Below are 17,238 nucleotides of genomic sequence, written 5' to 3'. Positions count from 1 at the left end.
TTTATTTCCCCAGAATTTCTTCAACGGATTTACCACGCTTGGCAGCGACCATCTCTGGAGACTTCATATTTTCCAGGCCATCAATCGTTGCACGAACCACATTGATCGGATTAGTGGAACCATATGCTTTAGCCAGAACGTTACGAACCCCAGCGACTTCCAGAACGGCACGCATTGCACCACCGGCAATAATACCTGTACCTTCAGAAGCGGGCTGCATAAATACACGAGACCCTGTATGAGAACCCTTGACTGGGTGCTGCAAAGTACCGTGATTTAGCGCGACATTGATCATATTGCGACGAGCTTTTTCCATCGCTTTCTGGATCGCTGCTGGAACTTCACGCGCTTTACCGTAACCAAAACCGACACGGCCATTGCCATCACCTACTACAGTCAGTGCTGTGAAGGAGAAAATACGACCACCTTTAACAGTTTTAGATACGCGATTTACCGCGATCAGCTTTTCCTGCAGTTCGCCAGCTTGTTTTTCGATGTGGGCCATCTTACACCTCTACCTTAGAACTGAAGGCCAGCTTCACGGGCAGCATCTGCCAGTGCCTGGACACGACCATGATATTGGAACCCGGAACGGTCAAAGGAAACACCTTTGATGCCTTTTTCCAGAGCACGTTCTGCAACAGCTTTACCTACAGCTGCAGCAGCTTCTTTATTACCGGTGTACTTCAGTTGTTCAGCGATAGCTTTTTCTACAGTAGAAGCAGCTACCAGGACTTCAGAACCGTCTGGTGCAATAACCTGTGCATAGATATGACGCGGGGTACGATGTACCACCAGGCGAATTGCACCCAGTTCGCGGAGCTTGCGGCGTGCGCGGGTCGCACGACGGATACGAGCAGATTTCTTATCCATAGTGTTACCTTACTTCTTCTTAGCCTCTTTGGTACGCACGATTTCATCGGCGTAACGAATACCTTTACCTTTATAAGGTTCAGGACGACGGTAAGCGCGTAGATCCGCTGCAACCTGACCGACCATTTGTTTATCAGCACCTTTCAGTACGATTTCAGTTTGGCTCGGACATTCTGCAGTGATACCCGCTGGCAGATGATGATCAACCGGATGAGAAAAACCTAAAGCCAGGTTTACTACATTCCCTTTCACTGCAGCACGATAACCTACACCAACCAGTTGTAGCTTTTTAGTAAATCCTTCGGTAACACCGATTACCATTGCATTAAGCAGGGCGCGTGCAGTACCCGCCTGAGCCCAGCCATCTGCGTAACCATCGCGCGGATGAAATGTCAGATTATTATCTGCATTTTTAACTTCAACAGCATCGTTAAGAGTACGAGTCAGCTCGCCGTTTTTACCTTTGATCGTAATAACCTGACCATTGATTTTGACATCAACACCGGCAGGAACAACGACATGTGCTTTAGCAACACGAGACATTTTTTCCTCCGATTAGGCTACGTAGCAGATAACTTCGCCACCAAGACCTGCCTGGCGCGCGGCTCGATCAGTCATAACACCTTTAGAGGTAGAAATCACTGCGATACCCAGACCAGCCATAACCTTCGGCAACTCATCTTTACGTTTGTAGATGCGTAGCCCTGGGCGACTGACACGTTGAATACTTTCGACAACTGCCTTACCCTGGAAGTACTTCAGAATAATTTCCAGTTCAGGTTTAACGTCGCCTTCAACTTTAAAACTTTCAATAAAACCTTCTTCCTTAAGCACATTGGCAATTGCCACTTTCAGCCTGGAGGAAGGCATGGTGACCGCAACTTTGTTCGCGGCCTGACCGTTACGGATACGGGTCAGCATATCCGCGATCGGATCTTGCATGCTCATCTGTCTTTACTCCCGTGATTCAATTGGTGACTATTACCAGCTAGCCTTTTTCAGACCCGGAATTTCACCGCGCATAGCGGCTTCACGGACCTTCATACGGCTCAACCCGAACTTCCGCAAGAAACCATGCGGACGACCTGTTTGACGGCAGCGATTACGCTGACGAGACGGGCTGGAATCACGCGGCAAAGTCTGCAGCTTAAGAACAGCATTCCAACGATCTTCGTCGGTTGCATTCACATCAGAGATGATAGCTTTCAGTTCAGTACGTTTTGCAAAGAACTTATTTGCTAAAGCGACGCGCTTTACCTCGCGTGCTTTCATTGATTGCTTAGCCATGAAGTAACCCTACCTTACTTACGGAACGGGAAGTCAAAGGCAGCCAGCAGAGCACGGCCTTCTTCGTCAGATTGCGCAGTAGTGGTAATGGTAATATCCAAACCACGCACGCGGTCGACTTTATCGTAGTCGATTTCCGGGAAGATGATCTGCTCACGGACACCCATGCTGTAATTACCACGTCCATCGAAAGACTTCGCGGATAAACCACGGAAGTCACGAATACGCGGTACAGCAATCGTGATCAGGCGCTCAAAGAACTCCCACATACGTTCGCCACGCAGAGTGACTTTACAGCCAATCGGATAGCCCTGACGGATTTTGAAGCCTGCTACAGATTTGCGTGCTTTGGTGATCAATGGTTTCTGACCAGAAATTGCTGCCAGATCAGCGGCTGCATTATCGAGCAGCTTTTTGTCAGCAATTGCTTCACCCACACCCATATTCAGGGTAATCTTCTCGACCCGAGGGACTTGCATGACAGAATGGTAGTTAAACTCAGTCATGAGTTTCTTAACTACTTCGTCTTTGTAGTAATCATGCAGTTTCGCCATCGTACTACTCCAAATTACTTGATAGTTTCACTATTAGACTTAAAGAAACGGACTTTTTTTCCGTCTTCAAATCTAAAACCTACACGGTCAGCCTTGCCGGTTGCCATATTGAAGATCGCCACGTTAGAAACCTGAATAGCGGCTTCTTTCTCAACGATACCACCTGGTTGATTCAGAGCCGGAACCGGCTTCTGGTGTTTCTTAACCAGATTAATACCTTCAACAATAACCTTGCCGGTAGACAAGACACTCTTCACTTTACCGCGCTTACCTTTATCTTTACCGGTTAACACGATAACTTCGTCATCACGACGGATTTTCGCTGCCATGATTCGCTCCTTAGAGTACTTCTGGTGCCAGAGAGATAATTTTCATAAACTTCTCAGAACGAAGTTCACGAGTAACCGGCCCAAAAATACGCGTACCGATGGGCTGCTCGCTGTTGTTGTTCAGGAGAACACAAGCATTACCATCAAAGCGAACGACAGAACCGTCAGGGCGACGAACACCCTTCCTGGTGCGCACCACTACCGCTTTCAGCACATCACCCTTCTTAACCTTACCACGTGGAATCGCTTCCTTAATGGTGATCTTGATGATGTCGCCTACGCCTGCGTAGCGACGGTGCGAGCCACCCAGAACCTTGATACACATTACGCGACGCGCACCGGAATTATCGGCGACGTTCAGCATAGTCTGTTCTTGGATCATTTTAGTGCTCCGCTAATGTCAACGACTACTAAGACTCAAGTTTGAGCCATTAAAAATCCCCATAACGAGGGCGCAGCATTATAACACCGGCAATCAGATATGGGTAGAAATAATAAACGGCTCATTACTGAGCCGTTTATCTATATCGAGAATAGATACTGTACTACAGAACCGCTTTCTCTACGATACGAACCAGTGTCCAGGACTTAGTCTTAGACAATGGGCGACATTCGCGAATTTCAACCACATCGCCAATACCGCATTCGTTGTTTTCATCATGTACGTGTAATTTAGTCGTACGCTTGATGAATTTACCGTAAAGTGGGTGTTTTACTAAACGTTCGATAACAACAACGATCGATTTCTGCATTTTATCGCTAACGACACGACCTTGCAGAGTACGGATTTTATCGGTCATTACGCACCTGCCTTTTCAGTCAGTAAGGTCTTAACGCGAGCAATATTACGACGCACTTGCTTTAGCAGATGAGTCTGTTGCAACTGACCACCAGCTGCTTGCATGCGCAGATTAAACTGTTCACGCAACAGGTTCAGCAGTTCAGCGTTCAGCTCTTCGACGTTTTTTTCACGCAGCTCTTTTGCTTTCATTACATCACCGTCTTAGTTACAAAGGTGGTTTTAATCGGCAGTTTCGCTGCTGCCAGGCCGAACGCTTCGCGAGCCAGCTCTTCCGGTACACCGTCTATTTCATACAAGACTTTACCCGGCTGAATCAAAGCAACCCAGTATTCCACGTTCCCTTTACCTTTACCCATACGAACTTCCAGTGGTTTTTCGGTAATCGGCTTATCCGGGAAAATACGGATCCAGATCTTACCCTGACGCTTTACTGCACGGGTCATAGCACGACGTGCTGCTTCGATCTGACGTGCTGTCAGACGACCACGGCCAACAGCTTTCAGACCGAAAGTGCCGAAGCTCACATCCGTACCATGCGCCAGACCACGATTGCGGCCTTTGTGCATTTTACGGAATTTTGTACGCTTTGGTTGTAACATCAGCGACGCTCCTTATTTACGGCCTTTACGCTGCTGCTTTTTAGGTTGAGCAGCCGGTTCCGGTTGTTCAACAGCAGCCATACCACCCAGGATCTCCCCTTTGAAGATCCATACCTTAACGCCGATAACACCATATGTAGTGTGCGCTTCGGAAGTGTTGTAGTCGATGTCAGCGCGCAATGTGTGCAGCGGTACGCGACCTTCACGATACCATTCGGTACGCGCGATTTCCGCGCCGCCAAGGCGGCCACTCACTTCAACTTTGATACCTTTAGCACCCAGACGCATAGCATTTTGTACAGCACGCTTCATCGCCCGACGGAACATCACACGACGTTCCAGCTGAGAAGTAATGCTATCAGCAACCAGTTTTGCGTCCAGTTCAGGCTTCCGAACTTCGGCGATATTGATCTGTGCAGGAACGCCAGCGATATCCGCAACGACCTTGCGCAGTTTTTCTACATCTTCACCTTTTTTACCGATTACGACACCAGGACGCGCAGTGTGAATAGTCACACGAATGCTCTTGGCAGGACGTTCGATAACAATGCGAGATACAGATGCTTTTGCCAGTTCTTTTGTCAGGAACTGACGAACTTTAAAATCGCTGTCCAGGTTGTCAGCGAATTCTTTGGTGTTCGCAAACCAGGTAGAGTTCCATGGTTTTACAATACCCAGGCGAATACCATTAGGATGTACTTTCTGACCCATTGCTAGTCTCCAGAGTCTCAGCGATCGGACACAACCACAGTAATGTGGCTGGTGCGCTTCAGGATGCGATCTGCACGACCTTTTGCACGCGGCATAATACGCTTCATGCTCGGGCCTTCATTTACGAAAATTTTCGCAACTTTCAGATCGTCAATGTCAGCGCCATCGTTGTGTTCAGCGTTAGCAATGGCAGATTCCAGTACTTTCTTGACCAGTACAGCCGCTTTCTTATTGGTGTAGGTCAGAATATCCAGGGCCTGCGACACTTTCTTACCGCGAATCAGGTCAGCAACAAGGCGAACCTTCTGAGCAGAAGAACGAGCATGGCGATGTTGAGCTAAAGTTTCCATCTCTTCCTCCTGTTCTTATTTTTTCTTCGCTTTTTTATCAGCGGCATGGCCGCGATAAGTACGAGTCGGTGCGAATTCACCCAGTTTATGACCAACCATTTCATCGGTCACAAATACCGGAACGTGCTGACGACCATTATGGACAGCGATGGTCAAACCGATCATGTTAGGAAAGATCGTTGAACGACGGGACCAGGTGCGCAATGGCTTTTTGTCTCCGCTTTCCACCGCTTTCTCTACCTTCTTCAGCAAGTGCAGGTCAATAAAAGGACCTTTCTTGAGAGAACGTGGCATGGCTTATCCTCTAAAATTATTTGCTACGGCGACGTACGATGAATTTATCAGTACGCTTATTGCTGCGGGTCTTTTTACCTTTGGTCTGAAGGCCCCACGGAGATACCGGGTGCTTACCAAAGTTACGACCTTCACCACCACCATGTGGGTGATCGACTGGGTTCATTGCCGTACCGCGAACAGTAGGACGAACACCACGCCAGCGAGCAGCACCGGCTTTACCCAGTACACGCAACATATGCTCGGCGTTGCCAACTTCCCCGAGGGTAGCACGACAATCTGCTTCGACTTTACGCATTTCACCAGAACGTAAACGCAGGGTGACATAGGCACCATCACGCGCAACGATCTGAGCATAAGTACCTGCAGAACGAGCCAGCTGACCGCCTTTACCCGGTTTCATTTCTACATTATGCACAGTAGAACCGACCGGGATATTACGCATTGGCAGCGTATTACCAGGTTTAATTACCGCATCAACGCCAGACTGAATCTGATCGCCTGCTTTCAGGCCTTTAGGGGCCAGGATGTAACGACGTTCGCCATCTTTGTACAGAACCAGTGCAATATTTGCAGAACGGTTCGGATCGTACTCAAGACGCTCAACAACAGCCGGGATACCATCTTTGTTGCGTTTAAAATCAACAAGACGATAAGCTCGCTTATGACCACCACCGATATGTCGGGTGGTGATACGGCCATTGTTGTTACGACCACCGGTTTTGCTGATTTTTTCCAGCAATGGAGCAAAAGGTTTGCCCTTGTGCAACTCAGGGTTGACCACTTTAACAACGTGGCGACGACCCGGAGATGTCGGTTTACATTTAACAACTGCCATTGTATTACTCCTCCGACTTACTCAGCGCCGCTAGCGAAGTCCAGATTCTGGCCTTCTTTCAGGGTGACGTAAGCTTTTTTCCAGTCACTACGACGACCGATACGCTGTCCGTGACGTTTAACTTTCCCTTTAGCAATCAGGGTGTTAACATCTTTGACTTCGACTTCAAACAGTTTCTGCACAGCAGCTTTAATTTCTGCTTTAGTCGCGTCTTTAGCAACTTTGAGAACGATGGTATTTGTTTTTTCCATCGCAACAGATGCTTTTTCAGAGACGTGTGGTGCACGCAGCACTTTCAACAGACGTTCTTCACGAATCATGCCAGCATCTCCTCAACTTGCTTAACAGCATCAGCAGTCATGATGACCTTGTCGAAGGCGATCAGGCTAACCGGGTCGATGCTAACCACATCACGTACATCAACTTTATATAAGTTGCGTGCGGCAAGGAACAGATTCTCATCCAGTTCACTAGTGATAATCAGTACATCTTCCAGAGCCATATCTTTCAGTTTCTGTACCAGCAGCTTAGTTTTTGGTGCTTCGACAGAGAACTTCTCGACAACGATTAAACGATCCTGACGTACCAGTTCGGACAGAATGCTTTTCAGCGCACCGCGGTACATCTTCTTATTTACTTTCTGACTGTGGTCCTGTGGACGAGCAGCAAAAGTGACACCACCAGAACGCCAGATCGGGCTCTTAATAGAACCTGAACGCGCACGGCCTGTGCCTTTCTGACGCCATGGTTTTTTACCAGAACCCGTTACTTCAGCACGTGTTTTTTGTGCGCGAGTACCCTGACGAGCACCAGCCGCATAAGCAACAACAACCTGATGCACCAACGCTTCATTGAAATCACGACCGAAGGTAGTTTCGGAAACAGTCAGCGCGCCTTGCGCGTCTTTCAATACTAATTCCATTGCTATCTCCTCACGCCTTGATAGCTGGTTTAACGATCAGGTTGCTACCGGTTGCTCCCGGCACGCCACCTTTCACCAGCAGCAGGTTGCGCTCAGCGTCAACACGTACTACATCCAGGCTCTGAACCGTAACACGCTCATTACCTAGCTGACCTGCCATTTTCTTGCCTTTAAATACCTTGCCCGGTGTCTGGTTCTGACCGATAGAACCGGGAACACGGTGAGACAAGGAGTTACCGTGAGTCGCATCCTGAGTACGGAAGTTCCAGCGCTTAACGGTACCAGCAAAACCTTTACCTTTAGAGGTACCCGTCACGTCAACTTTTTTAACGTCTGCAAACAGTTCAACACTGATGCTCTGACCTACGGTGAATTCTTCGCCATCAGCCAGACGGAACTCCCATAAACCACGACCTGCTTCTACCCCAGCCTTAGCAAAATGCCCGGCTTGTGGCTTAGTAACGCGGTTCGCTTTTTTCGTACCCGTAGTAACCTGAATAGCACGATAACCATCGTTAGCCAGATCTTTGACCTGAGTCACTCGGTTTGCTTCAATTTCGATTACGGTTACTGGAATAGAAACGCCATCTTCGGTGAAGATGCGTGTCATACCCACTTTTTTACCGACTAAACCAATCATTGTTTCAACCTCTCAATCGCTCGATGACCTGATTAACCCAGGCTGATCTGCACGTCTACACCGGCAGCCAGATCCAGACGCATCAGAGCATCAACGGTTTTTTCAGTTGGCTCAACGATGTCAACCAGACGCTTGTGAGTGCGAATTTCGTACTGATCACGCGCATCTTTGTTAACGTGAGGGGAGATCAGAACGGTAAAGCGCTCTTTGCGAGTCGGCAGCGGGATCGGACCACGAACCTGCGCACCAGTACGCTTGGCAGTCTCGACGATTTCCGCAGTTGATTGATCAATCAGACGATGATCAAACGCTTTCAGGCGGATACGGATTCTTTGGTTCTGCATGAGACCAGAGCTCCAATTATTTATAGACGAAATGATTACTCCTCATACCCATTACGATTGATGGGAGAGTGTAACCGTTCTTATGTAGCCCCTCTGTTAGGGACATTGTTTGATAGCTAAAATCACTATCTTTGCTTTGGTTCAAATCGAACCTCGCTGTCAATTAAGACAAGCCCGCGCATTATACTTAAATTTCGGCTACACGCAAGCCTGTACAGATGATCGCCACTCATTTATGCGTATCAGGTTCATCCTGCACTGAAAATTAAATAAAAAAGATAAATCGTGTGGATAGCGGATCGCGATAGTCAACAATGGCTGTTTACTCTTTATTCTCCTGTTCGTCATACTCCGGGCAATGACTTGATAATAAGGGGCGATCTATTTTGACTATTTCCTTTTTACTTATATACAGCAGCCTGTCACTCATGCTCTGCTGGCATGATCTACGCACAGGATTACTACCCGATCGTCTTACCTGTCCACTGCTCTGGAGTGGTTTACTCTATTATCTCTGCCACGCACCCATGGAACTCCAGCATGCCGTCGGAGGGGCAATAGGCGGATATCTGCTTTTCGCATCCATTTACTGGCTCTATCGGGGAATACGTGGTTATGAGGGGCTAGGTTATGGTGACGTAAAATTACTGGCTGCACTGGGTGCATGGCATGGCTGGCAGGCATTACCATTACTGGTTGTGATGACAACACTTTTTGCCAGCGGTGTTTTACTGCTATTGGCCATCATCAGAATCACGCCTGTTTCATGGCACAAATCGATACCTTTTGGTCCTTTCTTACTTGGCGCGGGTTTTTATCGTGGATGGCAAACATTGGCCACCCATACTTTACTTATCAATTAATGACAGACACTAAGTATAAAAAAAGAGGTGCCTTAGCACCCCTTTTTCATCCCGGACTTATTAAGTTATTAGCCGAGAACTTTCGCTACCACACCTGCACCAACAGTACGGCCACCTTCACGGATTGCAAAACGCAGACCATCTGCCATCGCAATCGGGTGAATCAGTGTGACAACCATTTTGATGTTGTCGCCCGGCATAACCATCTCTACGCCTTCCGGCAGTTCGATCGTGCCTGTTACGTCTGTTGTACGGAAGTAGAACTGTGGACGATAGCCCTTGAAGAACGGCGTATGACGGCCACCTTCATCTTTCGACAGAATATATACTTCTGATTCGAATTTGGTATGCGGATGAATTGAACCCGGTTTCGCCAGTACCTGACCACGTTCGATTTCTTCACGCTTGATACCACGCAGCAGAACACCAATGTTCTCTCCCGCGCGACCTTCGTCCAGCAGCTTACGGAACATTTCCACGCCCGTACAGGTCGATTTCTGCGTGTCTTTGATACCGACGATTTCAACTTCTTCGCCCACACGGATGATACCGCGTTCTACACGACCGGTGACGACTGTACCACGTCCTGAAATTGAGAAGACGTCTTCTATCGGCAGCAGGAATGGCTGATCAATCGCACGTACCGGCTCCGGAATATAGGTATCCAGGTAGTTCGCCAGTTCCAGGATCTTCGCTTCCCAGTCCGCTTCTCCTTCCAGCGCTTTCAGGGCTGAACCACGAACGATAGGTGTATCGTCGCCCGGAAAATCATACTGAGACAGCAGTTCACGCACTTCCATCTCAACCAGTTCCAGCAGCTCTTCGTCATCTACCATGTCGCATTTGTTCAGGAACACGATGATGTACGGTACACCCACCTGGCGACCCAGCAGGATGTGTTCACGGGTCTGAGGCATCGGGCCGTCAGTTGCGGCTACCACCAGGATCGCACCGTCCATCTGTGCTGCACCGGTGATCATGTTTTTCACATAGTCAGCATGCCCTGGGCAGTCAACGTGCGCATAGTGACGGGTTGGGGTATCGTACTCAACATGGGAGGTATTGATGGTGATACCACGGGCTTTTTCTTCCGGCGCGTTATCGATCTGATCAAATGCACGTGCAGCACCACCGTAGGTTTTAGCCAGTACGGTCGTGATCGCTGCAGTCAGCGTTGTTTTACCATGGTCAACGTGGCCGATAGTACCGACGTTAACGTGCGGTTTTGTACGTTCAAATTTTTCTTTAGACACAACTATATTCCTTACTATAGCGTTCCCCTCACCAGGAGAGAACGCGGGATTTTGGTTTTAACCAGGTAATTTACTTACCACGGGCTTCAATTACTGCCTGAGCAACGTTACTCGGTGCATCGTCATACTTCAGGAACTCCATAGAGTAGGAAGCACGACCTTTAGTCAAAGAACGTAGCTGTGTGGCATATCCGAACATTTCAGATAGTGGAACTTCCGCGTGGATCACAACACCAGTAACGTTAGTTTCCTGGCCACGCAACATACCACGACGGCGGCTGAGATCGCCGATAACGTCACCAGTATTCTCTTCCGGGGTTTCCACTTCGACCTTCATAATAGGCTCAAGCAGAACCGGCTTCGCTTTCTTAAAACCTTCTTTAAAAGCGATAGATGCCGCTAGTTTAAACGCCAGTTCCGAGGAGTCAACATCATGATAAGAACCGAAGTGCAGGCGGATCCCCATGTCAACAACCGGGTAACCTGCCAGTGGCCCTGCTTTGAGCTGCTCCTGGATACCTTTATCAACGGCCGGGATGTATTCACCAGGAATGACACCACCTTTAATATCGTTGATGAATTCGTAGCCTTTCGGGTTAGAACCTGGCTCAAGTGGGTACATGTCGATAACCACATGACCGTACTGACCACGACCACCTGACTGCTTAGCGTGTTTACCTTCAATATCAGTAACTTTCGCACGAATCGCTTCACGATACGCAACCTGAGGTTTACCGACATTCGCTTCAACATTGAACTCACGCTTCATTCGGTCAACGATGATATCGAGATGCAGCTCACCCATCCCCGCGATAATCGTCTGATTAGATTCTTCATCAGTCCATACACGGAAAGAGGGATCTTCTTTCGCCAGACGCCCCAGAGCCAGACCCATTTTTTCCTGGTCAGCTTTGGTTTTTGGTTCTACGGCGATAGAAATAACCGGTTCAGGGAACTCCATACGTTCCAGAATGATCGGTGAATTCGGATCACACAGGGTATCACCGGTCGTCACATCTTTCAGACCGATCGCCGCAGCGATATCACCCGCACGAACTTCTTTGATCTCTTCACGTTTATTGGCGTGCATCTGAACAATACGGCCGAAACGTTCACGTGCTGACTTCACTGAGTTCAGTACGGTATCGCCTGAATTCACTACACCAGAATAGACACGGAAGAAGGTCAGGTTACCGACGAAAGGATCGGTCGCAATTTTAAATGCCAGTGCGGCAAACGGTTCATCATCGCTGGCATGGCGTTCAGCGGGGGTATCTTTGCCGTCATCCAGAATACCATTGATCGCAGGGACATCGATCGGCGATGGCAGATAGTCAACTACCGCATCCAGCATAGCCTGTACCCCTTTGTTCTTAAACGCAGAACCACAGGTAATCAGGATAATTTCGTTATTCAGAACACGCTGGCGCAGCGCTAACTTGATCTCTTCTTCAGTCAGTTGCTCGCCACCCAGGTATTTTTCCATCAGCTCTTCAGAAGCTTCAGCCGCCGACTCCAGCAAGTTCTGGTGCCATTCGTCTGCCAGATCCTGCATCTCGGCCGGGATGTCTTCATAGGTAAAGGTGACACCCTGATCAGCATCATTCCAGTTGATGGCTTTCATTTTCACCAGGTCAATGACACCCGTGAAGCTGTCTTCTGCGCCAATCGCCAGTTGCAGTGGAACCGGATTCGCCCCCAGGCGAGTTTTAATCTGATCAACAACTTTCAGAAAGTTCGCACCCATACGATCCATTTTGTTAACAAACGCAATGCGTGGAACTTTATATTTGTTAGCCTGACGCCATACGGTTTCAGACTGCGGCTGAACACCACCTACTGCGCAGTAAACCATGACTGCGCCATCAAGAACACGCATAGAACGCTCTACTTCGATAGTAAAGTCAACGTGCCCTGGGGTATCGATAATATTGATACGATGAGGTTCATACTGTTTAGCCATACCAGACCAGAAAGCGGTGGTGGCAGCAGAGGTAATGGTAATACCACGCTCCTGCTCCTGCTCCATCCAGTCCATAGTCGCGGCACCGTCATGAACTTCACCAATTTTGTGGTTAACACCGGTGTAGTACAGAATACGTTCGGTAGTCGTGGTTTTACCGGCGTCAATGTGCGCACTAATACCGATATTGCGGTAACGTGCGATAGGGGTAGTACGAGCCATTTGATTCCTCGTTTATTTCTTTCGACGTTCAGAGAGGTCATCCATAACGCGCGACTTACCTGAAGCGCCCGTTTGATGACGATGACTCCGAAGGGATTACCAACGGTAGTGAGCGAACGCCTTATTGGCTTCAGCCATACGATGAACGTCTTCACGTTTCTTAACTGCAGTACCTTTGTTTTCTGCAGCATCTGAGAGTTCGTTCGCCAGGCGTAAAGCCATAGATTTATCACCGCGTTTACGAGCAGCTTCTACGATCCAACGCATTGCCAGAGCATTACGACGAACCGGACGGACTTCAACCGGAACCTGATAAGTCGAGCCGCCTACACGACGGGACTTCACTTCGACAGTAGGACGCACGTTATCGAGCGCAACTTCGAAAGCTTCCAGTTCAGTTTTACCAGAGCGCTGAGCCAGGGTCTCCAGCGCGCTGTATACGATACTTTCTGCAGTAGATTTTTTACCATCTACCATCAGGATATTGACAAATTTTGCCAGCAGTTCCGATCCGAATTTAGGATCAGGAAGAATTTTACGCTGACCAATGACGCGACGACGTGGCATGAGAATACTCCGTTGTTAATTCAGGATTGTCCAAAACTCAACGAGTTTAGTTTGACATTAATTTAAAACGTTTGGCCTTACTTAACGGAGAACCATTAAGCTTTAGGACGCTTCACGCCGTATTTAGAACGAGCCTGCTTACGGTCTTTAACACCAGAGCAGTCAAGTGCGCCACGGACAGTGTGATAACGAACACCTGGAAGGTCTTTAACACGGCCACCACGGATCAGGATCACGGAGTGTTCCTGAAGGTTATGACCTTCACCACCAATATAGGAGGTCACTTCAAAACCGTTGGTCAAACGTACACGGCAGACTTTACGCAGTGCGGAGTTTGGTTTCTTCGGGGTGGTGGTATATACACGTGTACATACACCACGTTTCTGCGGGCAGGCTTCCAGTGCAGGCACGTTGCTCTTTGCAACTTTGCGCACACGCGGTTTGCGTACCAGCTGGTTAATTGTTGCCATTAAATAGCTCCTGGTTTTAGCTTTTGCTTCGTAAACACGTAATAAATCGCCTCGTATAATACGAGGAGGCAGAATTTTAGGGCGCTGCTTAAAAGGTGTCAAGAAATATACAGTAATCCTGCTTATTACCAGGCTAACTGTTGTGGATGTTTGATGGTTAATCTGACGAAATCCATATAACTCGCTGGTATGACACTGCTCGCGATATGTGCCGTCAGTCCACGCGCCACGATGTCATCCTGTAGCGCATAAATAGTCACAGGAAAAGATTGCAGGATCTTAAAGGACTGACCGCCAGCTATCGCTGCAATGATACCATCAGAGAGCAGCAGCAGATCGTCGCCCTCTTTCATCAGACGGATCATGGAATATAAGTCGGTATAAGCAGGAGAAACGCTAAGCGTATGAAGCATGTCATCCTCAAAAATGCAAGATCACATCAAAGTTATCAAGTCTGGCACGTAATGCTTCGGGTGACAGCCATTCGACATCGATCACCAGTGAAGTAGTCTCATTGAGGCCACGCTCACTGGCAGAAGCTGCACACAGCCAGCGTTGATCGATATCATACAGTGGCAGAAGCTTAAAGGTGGCAATGTAGTCACGCGCCAGTACTATCGCGGGTTGCTGCCCGGCCAGAAGCTGAAATACCCCATCGCCGATAAAAAAAACGCCCAGCTCATCAGTCAGCGCGGAGGCGGCTAACAGCGCGTCCAGTCCCTCTCTTCCCGCTGTGCGACCATGTGGCGCTGAGGAAAAAACAAACGCCATGCTTTTCATCAAAATTGCACCATTCGATCACAGAGTAAGGCGGCCTCCGCCAGTGCACCTAAACCACTTAAGATAAACCCCGGTTGCAGATTATATCCTGTGTATCCCGGTTGCGGGCTTTCTTGTGGTGCCGTGATACCACGACGCAACGATGCTGCTACACAAAGATGTAAAGTGACCGCATACTCATCATGTAACCGCTGCCAGGCACGTACCAGATCAAATTCATCGCTGGCAGGGGTGGTGAACTGATTGGCGTTGTGCACACCTTCACTATAAAAAAAGACACAACTGAGCTCGTGGCCTGCCTGCAAAACAGCGCGGGCAAATTGCCAGGCACTGCTGGCCTGTTGTGTGCCATAGGCCGGGCCTGTCACCATGATGGCAAACCGCATTACTTGTCCAGCCCCTGAAAATCACCATTTTTAAACTGACGAATATAAAGATATACCGTATGTTTAGAGATATTCAGACGATCAGCAACCTGATTGATGGCATCTTTGATATCAAAAATCCCTTTTTCATAAAGATTGAGCACAATCTGCCGGTTTTTGCTGTTATTGGACACATGACGATCAGCATTGACCTCTTCTATTGTGAACTCAAGGGTTTGAGCAACCAAATCATCGACAGATGAGGCAAAATTGACCGATGAACTGGTTTCTGCGGTTTCTGGCGGAATAAACGTCTGCATGACCTGCGAGAACGGAACATCAAGATTGATATTAATACACAGTAAACCAATCACCCGATGCTGGCGATTACGAATAGCCGTGGTGACTGACTTCATCAGCACACCACTTTTTGTGCGCGTAAAATAGCATTGAGAGACACTACTATCATCACCGGTCATATCATGCAGCATACGCAACGCGAGATCAGTAATGGGGGAGCCTACTTTTCGCCCCGTATGCTCACCGTTGGCAATACGAATGGCAGAACATTTTAAATCCTGCAAGGAATGCAGCACAATCTCACAATGGGAACCGATAAGCGCCGCTAGCCCATCCACGACTGCTTCATAAGACTTGAGGATATCGAAATCAGTCTGGTCAAAAGGACGTTGTTCCAGTTGATCAAGATCACTGATTTCACCAGTTAAATGCGACCTTGCCATCAAGACATACACTCCTTTTCAAAAATCTGTCATTGGCGCTATCGTCAGGGAAAGCGCATTGTCAGTATGATATCTGAAATACTTTCCTCGGTTAATTTTACCTGCTGGAAATAAAAAGGCCGCCGTTTTTCACGGCGGCGGGTAATCGGTTACTTCTTCACTTCGACGCTTTTTCCATCCTCTTTTTTATCAGCTTTCGCCTTAGAGGCTGCATTATTCTTATCTTTAGCTTCTGGTTTGATATCGAGCAACTCTACATCAAAGACCAGCGTAGAGTTAGCCGGAATACCCGGTACGCCCGTTTTACCATAGGCCAGTTCGGGTGGAACAACCAGGTGGATTTTACCCCCTTTCCTGATATTTTTCAGCCCCTCAGACCAGCCAGGGATAACCCCATCCAGGCGGAAAGATAATGGCTCGCCACGAGTATAAGAGTTATCAAACTCCTTACCGTCGATCAGCATACCTTTATAATTGACGACAACGGTATCGCTACTTTTCGGTTCCGGCCCTGTTCCTTGTGTCTCTACTTTATACAATAAGCCCGACGCAGATTTTTTTACGCCTTTTTCTTTCGCAAAGGCGTCACGATAGTCTTTACCTTTGGTTTCATTCTCTGCAGCTTCTTTATCCATTTTCGCTTGTGCAGCGGTTTTGATACGCGTTTCAAAAGATTGCAACGCCTGTTCGGTTTCCTGATCATTGAGCTTACTGTTGCCAGCGAAAGCGTCCTGAACCCCCTTTATCAGCTGTTCTTTATCCAGTTTAATACCTAAACTTTCTTGATCTTTCAGGGAGTTTTCCATATAACGCCCCAGTGATGCTCCCAACGCATAAGCGGATTTTTGATCATCATTATTAAATACGGCTTTACTCTCCGTTGCCGAACTTTCCGTTGCCGAAGCCGCTTTAGTATCGCTGTCCGCCGCAAAAGTCAGCGGGGCATTCAGTGCAGCAACCATTGTTGTTGCCAGTAATGTTAATCTAAATAGTGATTTCATCCATTTCTCCAGGGCCGGGGCAACTCACCCCGAGGGTTATCGTAAAAAAACAGGGAACTACTATAAAACGTTGTGCAATAAATCCATATACAGATATTAATAAATATTGCTCATTTTCATCGGAAGACGCTGTCGGCATGATGCCATACAATAAATAGCCCTGATCAGTCAGGTTAAAACTGCAGAGGTAACACATGCATGATAGTACGCTGGAACTTCGTCTGACAGAACTGGAAAGTCGACTGGCATTTCAGGAAGTCATCATTGAGGATCTTAATAAAGCGGTGACGGCGCATGAAATGGAGCTGGCCAGGATGCGTGAGCATCTGCGGCTGATACTCGACAAACTCAAAGCAATTCAGCTTTCTCAGATGGCATCACAATCAGAAGAAACGCCACCACCGCATTATTAAGATACAAAAAAGCGGGGCCATCCCCGCTTTTAATACTGCAGATAATATGACGCTA

At 48.1% G+C, this 17,238-nt stretch carries 30 protein-coding genes; 2 read left to right on the top strand and 28 right to left on the bottom strand.

All coding sequences use genetic code 11. The annotated features are described in order from the left end of the window. Position 1: 1 nt before the first annotated feature. The 19 genes from rpsE to rpsJ all read right to left on the bottom strand — a co-directional run bounded on the left by rpsE (position 2) and on the right by rpsJ (position 8,543). On the bottom strand, positions 2 to 505 hold the full coding sequence (rpsE, locus tag PT300_04055) for a 30S ribosomal protein S5 (protein MDF7679830.1): 504 nt from the start codon (positions 503 to 505) through the stop codon (positions 2 to 4). Between the two features lie 14 nt (positions 506 to 519). Further along, positions 520 to 873, bottom strand: a complete 354-nt coding sequence (gene rplR, locus PT300_04050; GenBank protein ID MDF7679829.1) for a 50S ribosomal protein L18 — start codon at positions 871 to 873, stop codon at positions 520 to 522. 9 nt (positions 874 to 882) lie between these two features. Further along, positions 883 to 1,416: a 50S ribosomal protein L6 gene (gene rplF / locus PT300_04045; GenBank protein ID MDF7679828.1), complete on the bottom strand. Its 534-nt coding sequence runs from the start codon at positions 1,414 to 1,416 to the stop codon at positions 883 to 885. A 12-nt stretch (positions 1,417 to 1,428) separates the two neighbouring features. Then, positions 1,429 to 1,821 (bottom strand): 30S ribosomal protein S8, encoded by a 393-nt coding sequence (rpsH, locus tag PT300_04040; GenBank protein ID MDF7679827.1) that lies wholly within the window; start codon positions 1,819 to 1,821, stop codon positions 1,429 to 1,431. A 33-nt stretch (positions 1,822 to 1,854) separates the two neighbouring features. Next, complete coding sequence (gene rpsN, locus PT300_04035; GenBank protein ID MDF7679826.1) at positions 1,855 to 2,160, bottom strand: 30S ribosomal protein S14; 306 nt, start codon at positions 2,158 to 2,160, stop codon at positions 1,855 to 1,857. A gap of 14 nt (positions 2,161 to 2,174) precedes the next feature. Next, positions 2,175 to 2,714 (bottom strand): 50S ribosomal protein L5, encoded by a 540-nt coding sequence (gene rplE / locus PT300_04030; protein ID MDF7679825.1) that lies wholly within the window; start codon positions 2,712 to 2,714, stop codon positions 2,175 to 2,177. Positions 2,715 to 2,728: 14 nt separating this feature from the next. Continuing rightward, positions 2,729 to 3,043: a 50S ribosomal protein L24 gene (gene rplX / locus PT300_04025; protein ID MDF7679824.1), complete on the bottom strand. Its 315-nt coding sequence runs from the start codon at positions 3,041 to 3,043 to the stop codon at positions 2,729 to 2,731. 10 nt (positions 3,044 to 3,053) lie between these two features. Continuing rightward, positions 3,054 to 3,425 carry a 50S ribosomal protein L14 gene (rplN, locus tag PT300_04020; GenBank protein MDF7679823.1) on the bottom strand — a complete coding sequence of 124 codons (372 nt, stop codon included), beginning with the start codon at positions 3,423 to 3,425 and terminating at the stop codon, positions 3,054 to 3,056. A gap of 163 nt (positions 3,426 to 3,588) precedes the next feature. Beyond that, complete coding sequence (gene rpsQ, locus PT300_04015) at positions 3,589 to 3,843, bottom strand: 30S ribosomal protein S17 (GenBank protein MDF7679822.1); 255 nt, start codon at positions 3,841 to 3,843, stop codon at positions 3,589 to 3,591. After that, complete coding sequence (gene rpmC, locus PT300_04010) at positions 3,843 to 4,034, bottom strand: 50S ribosomal protein L29 (GenBank protein ID MDF7679821.1); 192 nt, start codon at positions 4,032 to 4,034, stop codon at positions 3,843 to 3,845. The genes rpsQ and rpmC overlap by 1 nt, the downstream gene beginning before the upstream one ends. After that, on the bottom strand, positions 4,034 to 4,444 hold the full coding sequence (gene rplP / locus PT300_04005) for a 50S ribosomal protein L16 (protein ID MDF7679820.1): 411 nt from the start codon (positions 4,442 to 4,444) through the stop codon (positions 4,034 to 4,036). Before rplP ends, rpmC begins: the two co-directional genes overlap by 1 nt. Positions 4,445 to 4,456: 12 nt before the next feature. Beyond that, positions 4,457 to 5,155 carry a 30S ribosomal protein S3 gene (gene rpsC / locus PT300_04000; GenBank protein MDF7679819.1) on the bottom strand — a complete coding sequence of 233 codons (699 nt, stop codon included), beginning with the start codon at positions 5,153 to 5,155 and terminating at the stop codon, positions 4,457 to 4,459. Positions 5,156 to 5,172: 17 nt separating this feature from the next. After that, entirely contained in the window at positions 5,173 to 5,505 is a 333-nt protein-coding gene (gene rplV / locus PT300_03995; protein ID MDF7679818.1) for a 50S ribosomal protein L22, read from the bottom strand. A gap of 15 nt (positions 5,506 to 5,520) precedes the next feature. Further along, positions 5,521 to 5,799: a 30S ribosomal protein S19 gene (gene rpsS, locus PT300_03990; GenBank protein ID MDF7679817.1), complete on the bottom strand. Its 279-nt coding sequence runs from the start codon at positions 5,797 to 5,799 to the stop codon at positions 5,521 to 5,523. Positions 5,800 to 5,815: 16 nt separating this feature from the next. Next, positions 5,816 to 6,637, bottom strand: coding sequence for a 50S ribosomal protein L2 (gene rplB / locus PT300_03985; protein MDF7679816.1), 822 nt, complete (start codon positions 6,635 to 6,637; stop codon positions 5,816 to 5,818). Between the two features lie 17 nt (positions 6,638 to 6,654). Continuing rightward, positions 6,655 to 6,957 carry a 50S ribosomal protein L23 gene (rplW, locus tag PT300_03980; protein ID MDF7679815.1) on the bottom strand — a complete coding sequence of 101 codons (303 nt, stop codon included), beginning with the start codon at positions 6,955 to 6,957 and terminating at the stop codon, positions 6,655 to 6,657. Further along, on the bottom strand, positions 6,954 to 7,559 hold the full coding sequence (rplD, locus tag PT300_03975) for a 50S ribosomal protein L4 (GenBank protein MDF7679814.1): 606 nt from the start codon (positions 7,557 to 7,559) through the stop codon (positions 6,954 to 6,956). Before rplD ends, rplW begins: the two co-directional genes overlap by 4 nt. Positions 7,560 to 7,569: 10 nt before the next feature. Beyond that, the gene (gene rplC / locus PT300_03970; GenBank protein MDF7679813.1) at positions 7,570 to 8,199 is read right to left on the bottom strand and encodes a 50S ribosomal protein L3; all 630 of its coding nucleotides are present in this window, start codon (positions 8,197 to 8,199) and stop codon (positions 7,570 to 7,572) included. A gap of 32 nt (positions 8,200 to 8,231) precedes the next feature. Further along, positions 8,232 to 8,543, bottom strand: a complete 312-nt coding sequence (gene rpsJ / locus PT300_03965) for a 30S ribosomal protein S10 (protein ID MDF7679812.1) — start codon at positions 8,541 to 8,543, stop codon at positions 8,232 to 8,234. Between the two features lie 383 nt (positions 8,544 to 8,926). Here rpsJ and PT300_03960 point away from each other — a divergent pair, with 383 nt between their 5' ends. Beyond that, the gene (locus PT300_03960) at positions 8,927 to 9,406 is read left to right on the top strand and encodes an A24 family peptidase (GenBank protein MDF7679811.1); all 480 of its coding nucleotides are present in this window, start codon (positions 8,927 to 8,929) and stop codon (positions 9,404 to 9,406) included. Positions 9,407 to 9,474: 68 nt separating this feature from the next. On the opposite strand, the gene tuf is transcribed toward PT300_03960, so the two are convergent. The 9 genes from tuf to fkpA form a co-directional block, all read right to left on the bottom strand. Then, the gene (tuf, locus tag PT300_03955; protein MDF7679810.1) at positions 9,475 to 10,659 is read right to left on the bottom strand and encodes an elongation factor Tu; all 1,185 of its coding nucleotides are present in this window, start codon (positions 10,657 to 10,659) and stop codon (positions 9,475 to 9,477) included. A gap of 70 nt (positions 10,660 to 10,729) precedes the next feature. Next, positions 10,730 to 12,844: an elongation factor G gene (gene fusA, locus PT300_03950; GenBank protein ID MDF7679809.1), complete on the bottom strand. Its 2,115-nt coding sequence runs from the start codon at positions 12,842 to 12,844 to the stop codon at positions 10,730 to 10,732. Between the two features lie 96 nt (positions 12,845 to 12,940). Continuing rightward, positions 12,941 to 13,411 (bottom strand): 30S ribosomal protein S7, encoded by a 471-nt coding sequence (rpsG, locus tag PT300_03945; protein MDF7679808.1) that lies wholly within the window; start codon positions 13,409 to 13,411, stop codon positions 12,941 to 12,943. Positions 13,412 to 13,506: 95 nt separating this feature from the next. Continuing rightward, complete coding sequence (rpsL, locus tag PT300_03940) at positions 13,507 to 13,881, bottom strand: 30S ribosomal protein S12 (GenBank protein MDF7679807.1); 375 nt, start codon at positions 13,879 to 13,881, stop codon at positions 13,507 to 13,509. Between the two features lie 125 nt (positions 13,882 to 14,006). Beyond that, on the bottom strand, positions 14,007 to 14,294 hold the full coding sequence (gene tusB, locus PT300_03935) for a sulfurtransferase complex subunit TusB (protein ID MDF7679806.1): 288 nt from the start codon (positions 14,292 to 14,294) through the stop codon (positions 14,007 to 14,009). Between the two features lie 7 nt (positions 14,295 to 14,301). Continuing rightward, positions 14,302 to 14,661, bottom strand: coding sequence for a sulfurtransferase complex subunit TusC (tusC, locus tag PT300_03930; GenBank protein ID MDF7679805.1), 360 nt, complete (start codon positions 14,659 to 14,661; stop codon positions 14,302 to 14,304). Beyond that, positions 14,661 to 15,047, bottom strand: a complete 387-nt coding sequence (gene tusD / locus PT300_03925; protein ID MDF7679804.1) for a sulfurtransferase complex subunit TusD — start codon at positions 15,045 to 15,047, stop codon at positions 14,661 to 14,663. The genes tusC and tusD overlap by 1 nt, the downstream gene beginning before the upstream one ends. Next, positions 15,047 to 15,769, bottom strand: a complete 723-nt coding sequence (locus PT300_03920; GenBank protein ID MDF7679803.1) for a transcriptional regulator — start codon at positions 15,767 to 15,769, stop codon at positions 15,047 to 15,049. The genes tusD and PT300_03920 overlap by 1 nt, the downstream gene beginning before the upstream one ends. A gap of 149 nt (positions 15,770 to 15,918) precedes the next feature. Next, entirely contained in the window at positions 15,919 to 16,770 is an 852-nt protein-coding gene (fkpA, locus tag PT300_03915; protein ID MDF7679802.1) for an FKBP-type peptidyl-prolyl cis-trans isomerase, read from the bottom strand. A 194-nt stretch (positions 16,771 to 16,964) separates the two neighbouring features. Between fkpA and PT300_03910 the strand changes: the two genes are divergently transcribed. Continuing rightward, positions 16,965 to 17,183, top strand: a complete 219-nt coding sequence (locus PT300_03910; protein ID MDF7679801.1) for a SlyX family protein — start codon at positions 16,965 to 16,967, stop codon at positions 17,181 to 17,183. The last annotated feature ends 55 nt before the right edge of the window (positions 17,184 to 17,238 follow it).

Source organism: Enterobacteriaceae bacterium ESL0689 (assembly GCA_029433525.1).
Taxonomy (GTDB): domain Bacteria; phylum Pseudomonadota; class Gammaproteobacteria; order Enterobacterales; family Enterobacteriaceae; genus JAQTIF01.
Note: the sequence above shows the minus strand (reverse complement) of the source record. Positions and strands in the feature narration are given on the sequence as shown.

Excerpts from the sequence above, each read along its gene's own strand:
- rpsE (MDF7679830.1), bottom strand. The coding sequence starts at position 505 with ATGGCCCACATCGAAAAACAAGCTGGCGAACTGCAGGAAAAGCTGATC.
- rplR (MDF7679829.1), bottom strand. The coding sequence starts at position 873 with ATGGATAAGAAATCTGCTCGTATCCGTCGTGCGACCCGCGCACGCCGC.
- rplF (MDF7679828.1), bottom strand. The coding sequence starts at position 1,416 with ATGTCTCGTGTTGCTAAAGCACATGTCGTTGTTCCTGCCGGTGTTGAT.
- rpsH (MDF7679827.1), bottom strand. The coding sequence starts at position 1,821 with ATGAGCATGCAAGATCCGATCGCGGATATGCTGACCCGTATCCGTAAC.
- rpsN (MDF7679826.1), bottom strand. The coding sequence starts at position 2,160 with ATGGCTAAGCAATCAATGAAAGCACGCGAGGTAAAGCGCGTCGCTTTA.
- rplE (MDF7679825.1), bottom strand. The coding sequence starts at position 2,714 with ATGGCGAAACTGCATGATTACTACAAAGACGAAGTAGTTAAGAAACTC.
- rplX (MDF7679824.1), bottom strand. The coding sequence starts at position 3,043 with ATGGCAGCGAAAATCCGTCGTGATGACGAAGTTATCGTGTTAACCGGT.
- rplN (MDF7679823.1), bottom strand. The coding sequence starts at position 3,425 with ATGATCCAAGAACAGACTATGCTGAACGTCGCCGATAATTCCGGTGCG.
- rpsQ (MDF7679822.1), bottom strand. The coding sequence starts at position 3,843 with ATGACCGATAAAATCCGTACTCTGCAAGGTCGTGTCGTTAGCGATAAA.
- rpmC (MDF7679821.1), bottom strand. The coding sequence starts at position 4,034 with ATGAAAGCAAAAGAGCTGCGTGAAAAAAACGTCGAAGAGCTGAACGCT.
- rplP (MDF7679820.1), bottom strand. The coding sequence starts at position 4,444 with ATGTTACAACCAAAGCGTACAAAATTCCGTAAAATGCACAAAGGCCGC.
- rpsC (MDF7679819.1), bottom strand. The coding sequence starts at position 5,155 with ATGGGTCAGAAAGTACATCCTAATGGTATTCGCCTGGGTATTGTAAAA.
- rplV (MDF7679818.1), bottom strand. The coding sequence starts at position 5,505 with ATGGAAACTTTAGCTCAACATCGCCATGCTCGTTCTTCTGCTCAGAAG.
- rpsS (MDF7679817.1), bottom strand. The coding sequence starts at position 5,799 with ATGCCACGTTCTCTCAAGAAAGGTCCTTTTATTGACCTGCACTTGCTG.
- rplB (MDF7679816.1), bottom strand. The coding sequence starts at position 6,637 with ATGGCAGTTGTTAAATGTAAACCGACATCTCCGGGTCGTCGCCACGTT.
- rplW (MDF7679815.1), bottom strand. The coding sequence starts at position 6,957 with ATGATTCGTGAAGAACGTCTGTTGAAAGTGCTGCGTGCACCACACGTC.
- rplD (MDF7679814.1), bottom strand. The coding sequence starts at position 7,559 with ATGGAATTAGTATTGAAAGACGCGCAAGGCGCGCTGACTGTTTCCGAA.
- rplC (MDF7679813.1), bottom strand. The coding sequence starts at position 8,199 with ATGATTGGTTTAGTCGGTAAAAAAGTGGGTATGACACGCATCTTCACC.
- rpsJ (MDF7679812.1), bottom strand. The coding sequence starts at position 8,543 with ATGCAGAACCAAAGAATCCGTATCCGCCTGAAAGCGTTTGATCATCGT.
- fusA (MDF7679809.1), bottom strand. The coding sequence starts at position 12,844 with ATGGCTCGTACTACCCCTATCGCACGTTACCGCAATATCGGTATTAGT.
- rpsG (MDF7679808.1), bottom strand. The coding sequence starts at position 13,411 with ATGCCACGTCGTCGCGTCATTGGTCAGCGTAAAATTCTTCCTGATCCT.
- rpsL (MDF7679807.1), bottom strand. The coding sequence starts at position 13,881 with ATGGCAACAATTAACCAGCTGGTACGCAAACCGCGTGTGCGCAAAGTT.
- tusB (MDF7679806.1), bottom strand. The coding sequence starts at position 14,294 with ATGCTTCATACGCTTAGCGTTTCTCCTGCTTATACCGACTTATATTCC.
- tusC (MDF7679805.1), bottom strand. The coding sequence starts at position 14,661 with ATGAAAAGCATGGCGTTTGTTTTTTCCTCAGCGCCACATGGTCGCACA.
- tusD (MDF7679804.1), bottom strand. The coding sequence starts at position 15,047 with ATGCGGTTTGCCATCATGGTGACAGGCCCGGCCTATGGCACACAACAG.
- PT300_03920 (MDF7679803.1), bottom strand. The coding sequence starts at position 15,769 with ATGGCAAGGTCGCATTTAACTGGTGAAATCAGTGATCTTGATCAACTG.
- fkpA (MDF7679802.1), bottom strand. The coding sequence starts at position 16,770 with ATGAAATCACTATTTAGATTAACATTACTGGCAACAACAATGGTTGCT.
- PT300_03910 (MDF7679801.1), top strand. The coding sequence starts at position 16,965 with ATGCATGATAGTACGCTGGAACTTCGTCTGACAGAACTGGAAAGTCGA.